The 14,685-nt window shown below is 73.0% G+C and carries 15 protein-coding genes; 11 read left to right on the top strand and 4 right to left on the bottom strand.

Features of this window, described 5'->3' with window-relative positions:
• The first annotated feature begins 43 nt into the window (after nucleotides 1-43).
• Both DFP74_RS26245 and DFP74_RS26240 read left to right on the top strand, forming a co-directional pair.
• On the top strand, nucleotides 44-1,387 hold the full coding sequence (locus tag DFP74_RS26245; RefSeq protein ID WP_233571167.1) for an acyclic terpene utilization AtuA family protein: 1,344 nt from the start codon (nucleotides 44-46) through the stop codon (nucleotides 1,385-1,387).
• A complete protein-coding gene (locus DFP74_RS26240) occupies nucleotides 1,384-1,722 on the top strand; it encodes a hypothetical protein (protein ID WP_121185702.1) in 339 nt (112 codons plus the stop codon). The genes DFP74_RS26245 and DFP74_RS26240 overlap by 4 nt, the downstream gene beginning before the upstream one ends.
• A 12-nt stretch (nucleotides 1,723-1,734) precedes the next feature.
• Here DFP74_RS26240 and DFP74_RS34010 read toward each other — a convergent pair whose 3' ends face one another.
• On the bottom strand, nucleotides 1,735-2,109 hold the full coding sequence (locus tag DFP74_RS34010; RefSeq protein ID WP_199725785.1) for a hypothetical protein: 375 nt from the start codon (nucleotides 2,107-2,109) through the stop codon (nucleotides 1,735-1,737).
• 203 nt (nucleotides 2,110-2,312) lie between these two features.
• Between DFP74_RS34010 and DFP74_RS26230 the strand changes: the two genes are divergently transcribed.
• The 3 genes from DFP74_RS26230 to DFP74_RS26220 all read left to right on the top strand — a co-directional run bounded on the left by DFP74_RS26230 (nucleotide 2,313) and on the right by DFP74_RS26220 (nucleotide 4,138).
• Nucleotides 2,313-2,780, top strand: coding sequence for an SRPBCC domain-containing protein (locus DFP74_RS26230; RefSeq protein ID WP_370013435.1), 468 nt, complete (start codon nucleotides 2,313-2,315; stop codon nucleotides 2,778-2,780).
• Nucleotides 2,781-2,859: 79 nt separating this feature from the next.
• Nucleotides 2,860-3,732, top strand: coding sequence for a sigma-70 family RNA polymerase sigma factor (locus tag DFP74_RS26225; protein ID WP_121185700.1), 873 nt, complete (start codon nucleotides 2,860-2,862; stop codon nucleotides 3,730-3,732).
• Nucleotides 3,733-3,787: 55 nt separating this feature from the next.
• Nucleotides 3,788-4,138, top strand: a complete 351-nt coding sequence (locus DFP74_RS26220; RefSeq protein ID WP_121185698.1) for a DoxX family protein — start codon at nucleotides 3,788-3,790, stop codon at nucleotides 4,136-4,138.
• Between the two features lie 40 nt (nucleotides 4,139-4,178).
• On the opposite strand, the gene DFP74_RS26215 is transcribed toward DFP74_RS26220, so the two are convergent.
• Entirely contained in the window at nucleotides 4,179-4,865 is a 687-nt protein-coding gene (locus DFP74_RS26215) for a TetR/AcrR family transcriptional regulator (RefSeq protein ID WP_121185696.1), read from the bottom strand.
• A gap of 114 nt (nucleotides 4,866-4,979) precedes the next feature.
• On the opposite strand from DFP74_RS26215, the gene DFP74_RS26210 reads away from it, so the two are divergent.
• Entirely contained in the window at nucleotides 4,980-5,738 is a 759-nt protein-coding gene (locus DFP74_RS26210; protein WP_121185694.1) for an NAD(P)-dependent oxidoreductase, read from the top strand.
• Between the two features lie 77 nt (nucleotides 5,739-5,815).
• Here the strand turns inward: DFP74_RS26210 and DFP74_RS26205 are convergent, their stop codons facing one another.
• A complete protein-coding gene (locus DFP74_RS26205) occupies nucleotides 5,816-6,217 on the bottom strand; it encodes a DUF6416 domain-containing protein (RefSeq protein WP_121185692.1) in 402 nt (133 codons plus the stop codon).
• A gap of 218 nt (nucleotides 6,218-6,435) precedes the next feature.
• On the opposite strand from DFP74_RS26205, the gene DFP74_RS26200 reads away from it, so the two are divergent.
• The 5 genes from DFP74_RS26200 to DFP74_RS26180 all read left to right on the top strand — a co-directional run bounded on the left by DFP74_RS26200 (nucleotide 6,436) and on the right by DFP74_RS26180 (nucleotide 13,742).
• A complete protein-coding gene (locus tag DFP74_RS26200; protein WP_233571166.1) occupies nucleotides 6,436-7,692 on the top strand; it encodes a right-handed parallel beta-helix repeat-containing protein in 1,257 nt (418 codons plus the stop codon).
• A 183-nt stretch (nucleotides 7,693-7,875) separates the two neighbouring features.
• Nucleotides 7,876-9,504 carry an RICIN domain-containing protein gene (locus DFP74_RS26195; RefSeq protein ID WP_233571165.1) on the top strand — a complete coding sequence of 543 codons (1,629 nt, stop codon included), beginning with the start codon at nucleotides 7,876-7,878 and terminating at the stop codon, nucleotides 9,502-9,504.
• Between the two features lie 203 nt (nucleotides 9,505-9,707).
• A complete protein-coding gene (locus tag DFP74_RS26190; RefSeq protein WP_121185688.1) occupies nucleotides 9,708-10,907 on the top strand; it encodes an amidohydrolase in 1,200 nt (399 codons plus the stop codon).
• A gap of 433 nt (nucleotides 10,908-11,340) precedes the next feature.
• Nucleotides 11,341-12,186 (top strand): PRC and DUF2382 domain-containing protein, encoded by an 846-nt coding sequence (locus DFP74_RS26185; RefSeq protein ID WP_121185686.1) that lies wholly within the window; start codon nucleotides 11,341-11,343, stop codon nucleotides 12,184-12,186.
• Between the two features lie 173 nt (nucleotides 12,187-12,359).
• Nucleotides 12,360-13,742: an NAD(P)/FAD-dependent oxidoreductase gene (locus DFP74_RS26180; RefSeq protein ID WP_121185684.1), complete on the top strand. Its 1,383-nt coding sequence runs from the start codon at nucleotides 12,360-12,362 to the stop codon at nucleotides 13,740-13,742.
• A 49-nt stretch (nucleotides 13,743-13,791) separates the two neighbouring features.
• On the opposite strand, the gene DFP74_RS26175 is transcribed toward DFP74_RS26180, so the two are convergent.
• Nucleotides 13,792-14,583, bottom strand: coding sequence for a hypothetical protein (locus tag DFP74_RS26175; RefSeq protein WP_233571164.1), 792 nt, complete (start codon nucleotides 14,581-14,583; stop codon nucleotides 13,792-13,794).
• Nucleotides 14,584-14,685 lie beyond the last annotated feature (102 nt).

The raw sequence follows: 14,685 nt of genomic DNA, 5'->3' as shown, positions 1-14,685 counted from the left end.
CCCGACCGACAACCGACAACCGACAACCGACATGGAGGCGTTCGTGACCGACGACGACGTGGTGATCGGCTGCGGCGCGGGCTTCGCCGCCGACCGCCCGCGGCCCGCCGTCGACCTCGTGGAGCGGGGCGGGCTGGACTACCTCGTCCTGGAGTGCCTCGGGGAGCGGACGGTGTCGCTGGCCGCCCTGCGCCGGGTGAGCGGCTCGGGGCCCGGCTACGACCCGATGCTGCGCCGCCGCCTGGAACTCCTCCTGGAACCGCTGCGGCGCCAGGGCACGCGACTCATCACCAATGCGGGCGCCGCCGACCCGGTGGGGGCCGCGCGGATGGCGCACGCCCTGGCGCGTGAGCTCGGCGTCGCGGCCACCGTCGCCGCCGTCCACGGGGACGACGTGCTCGACCGTATCGACACCACCGCCCCGGCGTGGGAGGACGGCCTGCCCCTGGACGCCCACGGGGAGCTCGTCTCGGCCAACGCCTACGTCGGGGCCGACGCGCTGATGCCTGCCGTGCGGGGCGGCGCGGACATCGTCATCGCGGGCCGGGCGGCCGACCCCTCCCTGTTCCTGGCGCCCCTGGCCCACTCCCTGGGCTGGGACCCCGGCGATACCGGCGCGATGGCCGCCGGGACCCTGGCCGGCCACCTGTTGGAGTGCGCCGGCCAGGTGACCGGGGGCTTCTTCGCCGATCCCGGCCGCAAGGACGTCCCTGACCTGGCCCGACTCGGGTACCCGCTGGCACGGGTCGCGCCGGACGGGACGGCGGTCATCGCCAAGACGCCCGGCACCGGGGGGCGCGTCGACCGGATGACCGTCATCGAACAGCTCCTGTACGAGGTCACCGACCCCGGCGCCTACCTGACGCCCGACGTGGCCCTGGACATGACCGGTGTGTCCGTCGAGGACCTGGGCGGCGACCGGGTCCGGGTGAGCGGTGCGCGCGGCGCGCCGCGGCCCGAGGAGCTCAAGGTCAGCGTGGGCCATCGCGCGGGGTTTCGGGGTGAGGGCGAGATCTCCTACGCGGGACCGGGCGCGGTGGCCCGCGCCCGCCTGGCCGGGGAGGTCGTGCGGGAGCGGCTCGGCGACGCGGTGGGGCGGCTGCGGGTGGAGGTCATCGGCGTGGACGCCCTGGCCGCGAACGCCGCGTCCGACCGCGACCGCGGTGAGCCGCACGAGTGCCGGCTGCGGGTGGCGGGCCTGGCCGCCGAGCGGTCGGCGGCGGAGGCGGTGGCCGAGGAGGTGGCCGCCCTGTACACGTCCGGGCCCTCCGGCGGGGGAGGGGTCCGGGTGGACACCCGCGAGGTCATCGGGGTGCTCTCGACCACCATCGCGCGCGGCGACGTCGAGACCGGGACCGTGGTGTTCCCGGCGGAGGAGGGGGCATGAGCGTTCGACTGTACGACGTGGCCCACGCCAGGACCGGGGACAAGGGCAACCTCAACACCATCGCCCTCATCCCCTACGACCCGGCGTGGTACCCGGTGCTGTGCGAGACCGTCACGCCCGAACGGGTGGGGGAGTACCTGCGGGAGCGGGTCACGGGGCCGGTGACGGTGCACCGGTTGGACCGGCTGCCGGCGCTGCTGCTGGTGTGCGCCCGCGCGTGCGAGGACACGGTGACGACGTCGCTGTACCTGGACACGCACGGCAAGAGCCTGGGGTCCGTGCTCCTGGGCCTGCCCCTGGAGCCGGGGGCGGCCCCCTGGCCCGAGCGGGGGTGAGCACGGCGGCGGTCACAGGAGCCTGTCGAGCCTCCTGAGGAGCGTGCGCAACTCACGTCCGCGCTGCGGGCCCAGGTCGTGGGCCACGCGGTACAGGATCTTGCGCGCGTGATGGGGCATGAAGCAGCAGCCCCACACGCCGCAGCCGCTGCTGTCGGGAGGGACCCACGAACGGTGGTGGTGGACGCGCACGAAGCGCCGCCACACCAGCAGGGCCTGGTGGGTCTGTGCCGGGGACAGGTGCGGGCTCCGGTGCTCGAGCCAGGCGATCTGCTCCGCGGTCCGCCAGGACAGGTCCTTCATCGGTGCCGGTGGCAGGGCCGGGGTGCGGGGCCGCCGGGGGATCGTCGTTTCGGCGCGCAGGCGCGCGGGACGCCTACGCGGCATCGGCCTTTCGGTGCGGGTTCATGGCCTCATCATGGCAAGGCCCGGGCGGTGGTGTCCAGACGCGCTGTCGACGACCGCGCGGGGCGGGAGTGACGGCGGCGCGAGGCGGTTCGAGGACGCCTGGCGCGCCGCGGCGGCTCCGATCCCCTGTCACCGGCGTGGGTTAGCGTCGACGCCGACGACTTCGACGAAGGGCGGCGAACGTGGCGCAGGAGCGCATCGACCGGGCGAGCAGAACCCTGCGCGCACCGGCGGCGGAGGTCTACCGGGCGATGACCGAGCCGGAGGCGCTGGAGGCGTGGCTGCCGCCGGAGGGCATGAGCGGCCGCGTCACCCGCTTCGAGCCCTGGCCCGGGGGCGGGTACGACCTGGTGCTCACCTACCTCGAACCGGGCTCGGGGCAGGGCAAGACCTCGGACTCGACCGACGCCGCCGGGGTGGAGTTCGTCGAACTCACGCCCGGTGAGCGCGTCGTGCAGCGCATCGTGTTCGACTCCCCGGATCCCGCCTTCGCCGGGACGATGACGATGGCCTGGCACCTCGCCGAGCGTGCGGAGGGGACCCTGGTGACCATCGAGGCCAGCGGAGTGCCCCGGGGCGTGGACCAGGGGGTGCACGAGGAGGCCCTGGCCTCCTCCCTGGCCGGCCTCGCCGCCCACGTGGAGCGGTGACCGTTCGGGGGAGTCACCTTTCGGGCCGCCCGTGCGTCGTCAGAGTGGGCAGGGACGGTATTCGACGGCGGGAACGATCATGGACACCGGCACGGACCGGACGGCGGTCTTCCACCGCGAGCGACCGCGCCTGCTCGCGGTGGCGTTCCGCGTTCTGGGGTCGGACGCCGACGCCCAGGACGCGGTGCAGGAGGCGTGGATCAGGTACGCGCGCGCCGACCTCGGCGACGTGCGGAACGTGCCCGCGTGGCTGACCACCGTCGTGACACGGCTGTGCCTGGACGTTCTGAGGCGGTCCCGTGAGGACCCCGCGGAACCGGCGGAGCTGCGATCGGAGCAGGCGGATGCGGAGGAGGGACCGGAGGAGCTCGCGCTCCTGGCCGGCGAACTGACCGAGGCGTTCACGGTGGTCCTCGACGAGCTGACGCCGCCCCAGCGCGTGGCACTCGTCCTCCACGACGTCTTCGGCGTGCCCTTCGACGAGGTCGCGCACGTGCTGGACACGACCCCCGGCTCCGCCAAGAAACTGGCCAGCCGGGCCCGCGGGCGCGTGCGCCGATCGACGGACGCCTCGGGCGCCGACCCGACCGGTGCCGACGACGCCCGCCGGGTGGCGGACGCCTTCCTGCGGGCGGCCCGCCAGGGCGACGTCGACGCCCTCGTCCGGCTGCTGGACCCGGGCGTGATCAGGACGGCCGACCCACAGGCCCTCCCGCCGGGTGCCGCTCAGCGGGTGACGGGCGCACCGGCCGTGATCAGGGAGACCCGGGCGCTGCGGGACAACGCCCGGCGGGCCCGCACGGCCACGATCGACGGCCGCCCGGGGATCGCGGTCCCCTCCGGCGAAGGGCTCCAGGCGGCCCTGGTCCTGCACGTCGAGCACGGTCGCATCGTCCACTACGACGTGGTCGCGGACCCGCGCCGGCTCGCCCTGCTGCACGTCGAGCCCTGACCGGATCGCCCGCGGGCCTCACCTGCGGGCCGCCCATGCACAGTTCGGAGCTCCCATGTTCACCGTCTACGCCGTCGTCGCCGTCGTCACGATCCTCGCCAACGTCGGCATCGCCGTCGCCGATCTGGCGAAGGCGGACTTCGTCCTCGCCAACTCCGCCGAGGTGGGCGTGCCGCGCTCGTGGCTGCCGGTCCTGGCCGTGCTCAAGCTCGCGGGCGCGGCCGGGCTGCTCCTCGGCCTGCTCTGGGTCCCGGCCCTCGGCGTCGCCGCCGCGGTGGGGCTCGTGGTGTTCTACTCGGGCGCGGTGGCCGCCCACGTGCGTGCTCGCGTCCTGTACAACATCGCGTTCCCGGGTGCCTTCCTCGCCCTGGCGGTCGCCTCACTGGCCCTCGCCTTCACGATGTGACCCGGCCGCCGGTCGCTCCGCTCCTCGGACCTGGGCTCGATCAGGTGAGCGGGTCGTCCGGGGCGGGGCGGAGGGCTTCGAGGCCGTCCAGGATGAGGTCCAGGCCGGGCATGAACTCGTCGGCGTAGTCGTAACCCGGGCTCAGGGCGTGCGCCTGGATCATCTCGGTCAGGTGGGGGTAGCCCTCGTCGGGGAACGCGTCGACCATGGCGGCCGCCACGCCCTCCAGCTCCTCGGGGGTGCGGAAGGGCAGGCTCGACTCCTGGAGGACGAATCCGTACACGTAGCCGTCCAGGGCCGACACGGCCCGGGCGGTCTTCCGGAGTGAGAAGCCCGCTCCGCGCAGGCAGCCGATCATCCAGTCGTGGTGCGTGAGCGTGGCCGGGCCGGGGGTGCGCCGGGAGTCCATCAGGCCCAGCGCCCAGGGGTGGCGCAGCAGGGCGGCGCGGGCGGAGGACGCGCGCCGGCGCATCGCGTCCCTCCAGCCGGTCGCGTCCCCGGGCATCTCGATCTCGGCGAAGACCAGGTCGACGATCCCGTCCAGGATCTCGTCCTTGCCGGTCACGTGGTGGTAGAGCGACATCGCCTCCACCCCGAGCTCCTCGGCCACCTTGCGCATGCTCACCGAGGACGCCCCGCGCTCGTCGGCGACGCGGACCGCGCCTTGGAGGACGCGTGCGCGGTTCAGCGCGGGGCGGGACTCCCGCCGCCTGGGGGTCGATGCCACCTGTGGTCTCCGTGTTCCGCTCGGGTGCTCCACCGCGTCCTTGACGGCCTTACGGGTGTAAGGATAGCCTCCTGTCACGGCCTTACAGGTGTAAGGCGAAGGGGAGGGGCGGACATGGACGGGCGACGGGAACAGCGCGGGAGCGACGGCGAGCCTCGGAAGAGGGTCTGCGTCGTGGGAGCCTCGGGCAAGCTCGGGCGGTACATGGTCCAGCACGCGCTGGACCGCGGCTACGAGGTCGTGGGCGTGTGCCGGGAGCAGAGCGTCGGCAAGCTGGCCGACTTCGGGGACCGCGTCACCGTCGTCCCGGGGCCGACCGACGATCGCGACGTCATCGCGCGGGCGGTCGAGGGCTGCGACGCCGTGCTCACGGTCCTGGTGCCGTGGGGTGTCCGGGGGTACTCGACCGGAACCGCGCGGGCGGTGCTCCACCTGGCGCCCGAGCGGGCTCGGCTGGTCTTCTCCTGCGGCTGGCACGTGCCCCGCGACGAAAGCGACGTGTACTCGTTCTGGTCCCGGGTGATCATGAGGGCCGTGACCGTGCTGGCCCGGCTGGCCCGCGTCATCGACGTCGACGACCAGCTGCGGGCGGCCCGCCGGATCTACGCCAGCGACCGCCGCTGGACGCTCGTGCGCGGCAGCGACCTGGAGGAGGGCGAGAGCCAGGGGCTGCCGGTGTGGCGCCGGCACGTCGGCGACCCGGCGCTGGCGAGCAACCTCACCCGGCGGACCGACTTCGCGCTCTTCATGGTCGCGGCGATCACCGACGACGACCTGATCCACGAGGCCCCGGCGATCGTCGGAGCCCGCACGCCCTCGGCCCGCGCGCACGCGAACACACCCGAGCCGAGCGGGGGCGAGGAGTCCCGGTGAGCGCGCTGCCGGGTGCGCCCGTCAGGGGAAGAAGTGCTCCGCCAAGCGGGTGATCTCCGCCGTCCGCGCCCAGGCCCTCACGCCCGGCGGACCGAGCGGACCACCGCGGCGACGGAGTGCTTCATGGCGTAGGTGGACGGCTCGCCGTTCTTGCTTTTCCACCAGTAGAACAGCGGTCGGAACCCGCGCTCGGAGAAGGGCGCGTTGATCCGACTCGTCGAGTCGGCGACCGAGTGCCGGTTCGTGAACTCGTCGGGAAATTCCGCGATGATCGCGTCCGACGAGATCCGCTGACCCGGATGGGCGGCCAGATGGTCGATCAGAACGAGTGCGGGCGCGTCCGGTGCGATGGCGTCCAGGATCTCGGCCACCGAGGACGAGTCGTTCGCGGTCACGTCGTGACCGTCGAAGCGCGCCGGATCGCCGGCGGAGGCGTGGCCGGCGCCCCAGAGGGGGCTGTTGTCGCTGAGGGGGATCACGCGGACTCCGTTCCCATCGGCGATCGGGTGGATGCCGCCGCATACCGGTCGACCATGGATTCTGTGTGGCGCGGCGGTTACGGACTGATTTTACCCCGGTTTCGGGAATACGCTTTCCATGCTAGTTTCCCGAACTCCACGGGCATTGTGAGCGCTCCCATTGCCTGTCGTCCACCCCTGGGGCCCCGCCGCTCCAGGGCCGGCACGAAGGAGTACGCATGGAATCCGCACGTCACGACAGCGGCGAGGGGCCACCCCGCCGGAGGGCGTCGAGAGGCCGCGGGCGACTGCGCCGCACCCTGGTGGGCGCGGCCGCCGCCGTGGCGCTGGGGCTGGGCGTGGTCGGCGCCGCCTGGCAGTGGCCCGGCGCCTCGGACCCCGCCGAACTCCAGAGCAGCGGGCAGGAGGTGGCCGAGACCGCGGCCGCCGCCTGCGGTGACGGCGACTTCCACGCCGAGGCCGTCCAGAACGGTTCCACCTGGACCTCCCGCCACGGCGGCGACGTCGTCTACGAGGGCGGCGACATGCTCGCCGCCATGCGCGCGGCGGTCGACAGCCTCGACCCCGGGCGCTCCTCCCAGGAACGCGTCGTGGTCCGGGGCTCCGGCTCCATGCCCGCCAACGCCTCCCTGGACCTGCCCAGCCACACCTCGCTGGAGGTCTGCGGCACCATCGACGTCACCGGCACCCCCACGGGCGACAACGCCGCCGTGCGCGTCCGCCACGCCCAGGACGTCTCCGTGCCCCATCTGTCCGTGACCGGGACCCCGTACTTCGGGGTCTACGTGCGCACGTCGCGCAACGTCCACTTCGGACAGGTCGATCTGCGCCTGTCGAGCGGTCTGGGCATGCGCATCGACAGCCGTGACAACGACGCGGTCCGCGAGGCCCGCGACATCACCATCGACGACGTCCACGTCTCCGGCACCGACAACCACGGGGTGGAGACCTACGGCGTCGACGGCCTGACCATCGGCAGCGTCACCGCCCGCGACACCGGCTACTCCGGCCTGCTGCTCAACGACACCGTCAACGCGACCGTCGGCCGCGTCGACGCCGAGGGCGCCGGAACGGGCACCGGCTACGCCGCGTTCCGGATGGCCAACCGCAACGGCCACCTGGACGGCGGCTACGCCACCAACATCCGCGTGGGCGAGGTCCGCGCGCGCGGTGGCGGCCGCGGGATCTTCTGCGTCTCCCAGAGCGGGGGCGCGGTCATCGAGAACGTGGACATCGCCGGCACCGGTGGCAACGCCGCCCTCATCGAGAACTGCCACAACGTGACCGTCAGCGGCGGCACCATCGCCGGGCCGGGCGACATCCGCCTCGCCGCCCGTTCGGAGTTCGCCAACACCTCCGACATCACCTTCGAGGACCTGACCCTGTCCGACACGGCCTTCAACGAGAACCCGTGCGCCGTGAACACCGTCCTGCGCGGTATCACCTGGGAGAACAGCCAGGACAACTCCTGCTGAGAGCCCTGACGGCTCCGGCCCCGCCCCGGGCACGACCTGTCCGGGGCGGCGGCCCGTCGTAGCGCACCCCAGCCGGGAGCGCGCCCGCAGTGCGTCCTTCGCGAGGAGGACGTATGGGAGCGCTCCCGTACCCCCCACCACCTCCGGGTGAACGCGCCCGGAGGCCGAACGCGAGGAGCCACAGTGCGTTCCATCCCCCCGCCCAGATCCCTCCGATTCCGTGCACTCCCGCGCCGGGCGCTGTCCGCGGCCGCCGCCCTCCTGCTCGCCCTCGGCCTGACCAGTATCGTGGCCGGTCCGGCCCAGGCCGCCGACATCGACACCAGCGCCTACTACGTCCTGCGCAACCACCACAGCGGCCTGGTCGCCGACGTCACCGGCGGCTCCACCGAGGACGGCGCCGAGATCGTCCAGTGGGAGCGCACCGACCGCCCCTGGCAGCAGTTCCGCTTCGTCCCCGCCGGTGACGGCTACTACCGGATCGTCAACCGCAACAGCGGCAAGGCCATCGACGTGTGGGAGCACTCCACCGAGGACGGCGCCGAGATCCGCCAGTACACCGACCACGGCAACCCCAACCAGCAGTGGCTGCCGGTCGACACCGGCGGTGGCGTCTCCTTCGTCAACCGCAACAGCGGCAAGGCCCTGGAGGTCTGGGACTGGAGCACCGAGCCCAACGGCCGGCTGTCCCAGTTCGAGCACCACGGCGGCGCCGCGCAGGTGTGGTCGCTGGTCGAGGTCGAGGGCGGATCCGGTGACGACTGCGGAGCCGGCACCCCCACCGCCGAGGCCGTCCAGAACGGTTCCACCTGGACCGCGCGCCGCGGCTCCGACACCCTCTACACCGGCGGCGACATGCTGACCGCCATGCGCGCGGCCGTCGACGGGCTCACCCCCGGCCGCAGCTCGCAGGAGCGCGTGGTCGTGCGCGGGTCCGGTTCGATGCCCGCCAACGCCTCCCTGGACCTGCCCAGCCACACCTCGCTGGAGGTCTGCGGCACCATCGACGTCACCGGAACGCCCAGCGGCAACAACGCCGCCGTGCGCATCCGGCACGCCGAGAACGTCAGCGTCCCGCACCTGACCGTGACCGGGAACCCGTACTTCGGGGTCTACGTGCGCACGTCGCGCAACGTCCACTTCGGACAGGTCGACCTGCGTCTGTCGGGTGGTCTGGGCATGCGCATCGACAGCCGTGACAACGACGCGGTCCGCGAGGCCCGGGACATCACCATCGACGACGTCCACGTCTCCGGCACCAGTAACCACGGGGTGGAGACCTACGGCGTCGACGGCCTGACCATCGGCAGCGTCACCGCCCGCGACACCGGCTACTCCGGCCTGCTGCTCAACGACACCGTCAACGCGACCGTCGGCCGCGTCGACGCCGAGGGCGCGGGCACCGGCACCGGTTACGCGGCCTTCCGGATGGCCAACCGCAACGGCCGGGTCGGCGACTCCTACCCGACCAACATCCGCGTGGGCGAGGTCCGCGCGCGCGGCGGGGGCCGCGGGATCTTCTGCGTCTCCCAGAGCGGGGGCGCGGTGATCGAGCGCGTCGACATCGCCGACACCGGCAGCAACGCCATGCTCATCGAGAACTGCCACAACGTGACCGTCGCCAGCCAGGGCGGGTCGGTCTCCGGTCCGGGCGACATCCGCATCGCCGCCCGCTCGGAGTTCGCCAACACCTCCGACATCACCTTCGAGAACCTCGACCTGCGCGGTACCGCGATCACGGAGAACCCGTGCGCGGTCAACACCGTGGTCCGTTCCATCACCTGGAACGACAGCCGCGACAACACCTGCTGACACTCGTCGACCGTGGTCGGTGACCCGGCGCCCCGTTCCGCCGGGGCCCGGGTCACCGACCCCCTCATGGGCCTGACCAGGACAGGGCCGTGTTCTTCCGCGAGGCCGGGATGCCGCAATGGACACGGCCTAGGATGCTGCCGTATCGCGAGCGCGCGCGTTCACGATGTGGAATCTCCGGAGTCCCCATGGAAAGGCCCACCATGTCCCTGCAGTACCGCACGACGGTCTTCCGCGATGTCCGCCCCATGGGCGGCGCGCCCGTGGACCTGGTGGTCGTGGACGGGCGGATCGCGCAGACGCCGGTGGGGGAGGCGCACGTGGTGGACTGCGGCGGCCGGATCGCCCTGCCGAGCCTCGTCGACGCCCACATCCACCCGGACAAGACCACATGGGGCGAACCCTGGGTCTCCCGAAGGCCCGCCCAGGGCATCGCCGACCTCGCCGCACAGGACGCCGACCTGTTCCGCGCCCTGCCCACACCCGTCGAGGTGCGGGCCGGACGGCTCATGGCGCACGCCGTCGCCCAGGGCACCCGCGCGATGCGCGCGCACGCCGACGTGGCCCCCGCCTTCGGGTTGGCGGGCGTGGCGGCCCTCGGCGAGGTGCGCGCCCGCCTGGCGCACGCGCTGGACGTGCAGATCGTCGCCTTTCCCCAACACGGCGTACGCCGGGCGCCGGGCACCGAGGCGCTGTTGGACGAGGCGGCGCGCACCGGAGCCGTGGACCTGGTGGGCGGGATCGACCCCGGCACCTTCGACGACGATCCCGAGGGCCAGCTCGACCTGGTGTTCGGCATCGCCGACCTGCACCGGGTCGGCGTCGACATCCATCTGCACGACCGGGGCGGGCCCGGCCTCGCCGCGATCCGCGGCATCATCGAGCGCACCCGGGCCCTGGACATGGGAGGCAGCGTCACCGTCAGCCACGCCTTCCGCGTCCCCGAGGACACCGGCGAGACGCTGCGCCGGCTGGCCGACGACCTCGCCGCGGCCGGGGTCGGGCTCACCACGGTCGCCCCCAACCCCCAGAGCGTCCTGCCGGTCGACGTGCTCCTCGAACGCGGTGTGCGCGTCGGTCTCGGCTCCGACGGCGTGCGCGACTCCTGGAGCCCCTTCGGCGACGCGGACATGCTGCACCGGGCGCACCTGCTCGCCCGCGCCCGCCGCGCTCGGCTGGACGAGGACCTCTCGGCGGCCTACCTCACCGCGGCCCACCACGGAGCCGACCTGCTGGGCCTGCCGCGGGCCGACTTCACGCGGGGCGCCCCCGCCGACTTCCTCCTGGTGGAGGGGGAGTGCCTGCCCCAGGTCGTGGTGGACGTCCCCGACCGCTGGGCGGTGGTGCGGGCCGGACATGTGGTGGCCATGGACGGCGCCATGGTCGACGCGCACGACGCCTGAGGCACCGGTCCGCCCGAGGGCCCGCACGCTCGGCCCCGGGCCGCCTCAGCCGCACACGGACGGCAGGGAGCGCACGAGGGCCGTGGTGCGCAGGGAGTCGAACCTGTGGAGGATCACGGCCAGGAGCGCAGCACGCACGGCTTCCTCGGTTCGACGGGGATTGACTTCGATTCGTGGCAAAACAAGTGCATGGCGTGGTCGAAACTGCGGTGCCAGCGCCGGGGGAGCGGGCGCCGAAGACCAGCTCGACGTCAATCCAGGCAACGAAGCGACCACTGGGATCCCACGCAGGGCAAACAGGTGGCTCACGTTGTGTTATCTCCGTACAGAAGATCAGTTCCGCCTGGTCGATCGGGGTAGTGCCCTTCGCGTACACCCGGTGGGGGCGCCCGTTCCCACTGGACGGAGACCGTAGACGGGCAGGGAGGTCACCGTGGCGCACCACATCGCGGCGGAAGGACTCGTCGGACATCGCGTGCTCGACGACGAGGGCCAGAACATCGGAAAGATCAAGCAGGTCTACCTCGACGAGCGGACCAACGAGCCGACCTGGGTGTCGGTCCACACCGGCCTGTTCGGGATGAAGGAGACGCTCGTCCCCCTCCAGGGGGCGCGCACCGTCGAGGAGGACATCCAGGTCCCCTACGACAAGGCCACGGTCAAGGACGCCCCCAACGTCGAGGGCGGCCAGAACCTGACCGAGGAGGAGAAGGCCGTCATCAGCGACTACTTCGCCCAGCACGGTAGCGTGCCGCGCCAGGCGGGCGGCGAGGCCGACAGGATGACGGGCACCACCGCGGACGAGGGCTCGACCATGGGCCCGACCGAGGAGGGCACGACCGCGGGTGCGGGCATGGCCGGAGAGCGGGGCGACTGGGCCGAGACCTCCGACGAGGGCGAGGTTCGGATGGTCCGCCACGAGGAGCAGGTCGACATCGGCGTCGAGCGGCGCGAGAGCGGTCAGGCGAGGATCCACAAGTCCGTCGAGAGCGAGCGCTTCGATGAGACGGTTCCGCTGCACCACGAGGAGATCCAGGTGGAGCGCCGCCCGATCACCGACCCCTCCCAGGTGGAGGACCCCGGGGGGATGGCCGAGGGCGAGGAGCGGTTCGTTCTGCACGAGGAGCGTCCCGTGGTCTCCAAGAGGGAGGTCCCGGTCGAGGAGGTCAGGGTCCGCAAGCAGGAGGTGTCCCACGACGAGCACGTCGAGGGCGAGCGCATGCGTGAGCGGATCGAGATGGACGAAGGAGAGGAGCCCGGCGGTCCCGCTCCCCGGTGAGTCGCCGAGCCGAGCCGCGCCGAGCCCGCGGTCACGGCCCCGCCGGCCCGGCCTTCCGGCCGGACCGGCGGCCGCCCGTGCGCACGTCGTGCCCCGCCGGGGTGTCGTCCCCGCGCGGGGCACCGTGCGCGACTAGTGTCTCACTGCGGGTCACCGACGTGGAGAGGGAGGCCATGAGCGAGGACATGGGCGCAAGGTCCGCCGAGGAGGGGCCCGCCGAAGGGAAGACCGAGAGCGGGAGCGCGCCGCGTGGCCGCGAGGCCGAGGCCGGGCTCGGCCACACCATCGTCGTGGGCGCGGGGATGGCCGGACTGGCCGCCGCCGACCGGCTCGCGACCGAGGGCGAGCGCGTCACCGTGGTGGAGGCCCGCGACCGTCTGGGCGGGCGCATCCACTCCGTCGACATCTGGAACGGCGTCACCCTGGACGTGGGCGCCTCGTGGATGCGCGGAGAGCGCAACAACCCGCTGGCGGACCTGGTCCGTGAGGCGGGCGCCCCCACCGCCGTGTTCAACCGGGCCACGGAGACCGCCTACGACCCCAAGGGGCGCCGGCTGCTCTTCGACCGGCACCGCCGCAACATGGAGGACGTCAATCTCCTGCACGAGCACATGTACTGGGCCAACGTCGGCGCCGAATCGCAGGAGTCCATCGAGGAGGGCATCGCGCAGGCCCTGCACGACGCCAACCTGGTGCGCGGCCGGGCCCGCGACGCGGGAGAGATCGTGCACCGGCTCACCGAGGCCGACCACGGCGCCAGCGCCGACGAGGTGGCCTTCTCCGCCGTGGGCGCCCTGCACGAGTTCAGCGGCGACGACGTCGTCTTCCCCCAGGGGATGGGCCGACTCACCGAGTACCTCGCCCGGGGCCTGGACGTGCGCCTGGGCCACGTGGTCGAGTCCATCGCCCACGACGACCGGGGCGTCACCGTCCGCGCCGCAGGCCCGGACGGGCCGGTGACCCTGACCGCGGACCGCGCCCTGGTGACACTGCCGCTGGGCGTGCTGCAGGCCGGCAGGGTGGCCTTCGAACCGGCGCTGCCCGAGGACAAGCGGGCCGCCGTGCGCAAGCTCGGCACCGGCCGGATGGACAAGCTCTTCCTGCTCTTCGACGACGTCTTCTGGGGCGACGCCGAGGTGATCGTCAACCTGGGCACGGAGGAGGGCACCTGGTTCCACTGGTACGCGGGACAGCGGGTGATGGGCGCGCCCGTCCTCGCCACCCGCAACGGCGGCGGCGCCGCCCGGTTCCTGGCGGGCATGGAGGAGGCCGAGGTCGTCGAGCACGCCATGGCCACACTGCGCGGCATGTTCCGCAAGGCGCCGGACCCGGTCGACCACTACCTCACCCACTGGTCCGACGACCCCTTCGCCCGGGGCGCCTTCTCCTACACCGCGGTCGGGTCGGGCGACACCGACCGGCTCGCCCTGGGGCGGCCCGTCGACGACCGGCTGTTCTTCGCGGGCGAGGCCACGGAGATCGAGCACACCGCCACCGTCCACGGGGCCCTGCTCTCGGGGCGCCGGGAGGCCGACCGCGTCCTCGCCCTCGGGTGAGCGGCACCGAGCGCGCGGCGTCCGGTCCGCCCGCTCTCTCGCGCGCGGCTCAGGTCGCCAGTCGGCGCCGGACCGTGGTGAAGCCCGCACGGCAGGCCCGCACCACCTCGCGGTGGTTGCGGTAGCGCTCCACCAGTCCGAACGGCCGGGGGTCGGGGTCGGGTCCGCCGTCGGCGTCGGTGATCGCCAGGTCCTGCCCGGTCAGCGTCCCGTACCGGCTCCAGCGCTCCCAGCGCTCGAAGTCGGGGCTGGCCTGGTGGGAGAAGACGAGCGCCTCCTCGCCGTGCCCCTGGACGTCGGCGCCGTCGCGCGACCACAGCTCCACGGACGAGCCGGCCCCCGCCGACCAGTCGCGGGCGGTGACCACGTCCACGCGCACGTCCGAGTCACGCTCGCGGACCAGCAGGGCGTCACCGGCGCGGGTCCGGGCGGGGATCTCGTGGACCCGGTCGATGTCGACCATGGTCACGATGGCGCGGGCCATCCACCACCAGTTCTCCTTGCGGGCCATGAGGCTGCCCACGCGCAGGCGCGAGGGCGGGTGCTTGACGACCTCCTGTTCCACCAGTTCGCCGCCGAACTCGTGGCCCTCGGGGTCCAGGTGCACCCGCACCCGTCCCGTGGCGACCAGCGTGGGGGCGTTCTCGCCCGCCGGGGCGGTGAGGCAGAAGGCCGCCCGGTTCAGGAGCGAGTCGACCTCCGGCAGCAGGGCCAGCGGGAGGGCCACGCACGGGTGTTCGCCCAGCAGGGGCACGATGGGGACGCCGGCCGGCCCGTCCGGAGAGAGCCAGCACAGCTCACCGGTGGGAGCGCGGCGCCAAGCCGAGGCCAAATCGTTCACGGCGCACCTTTTCTGTGACGTGTGCCTCATGTTAATTTCTCGGGACTGTACTGCAAAGACCCGAGCAAAGCACCCGCCGGCCACGAGCACACTCAGGTGCGA

Origin of the sequence: Nocardiopsis sp. Huas11 (assembly GCF_003634495.1) — a bacterium.
Taxonomy (GTDB): Bacteria; Actinomycetota; Actinomycetes; order Streptosporangiales; family Streptosporangiaceae; genus Nocardiopsis.
The sequence above is the reverse complement of the archived record's forward strand: the minus strand, read 5'-3'. Positions and strand labels throughout refer to the sequence as shown.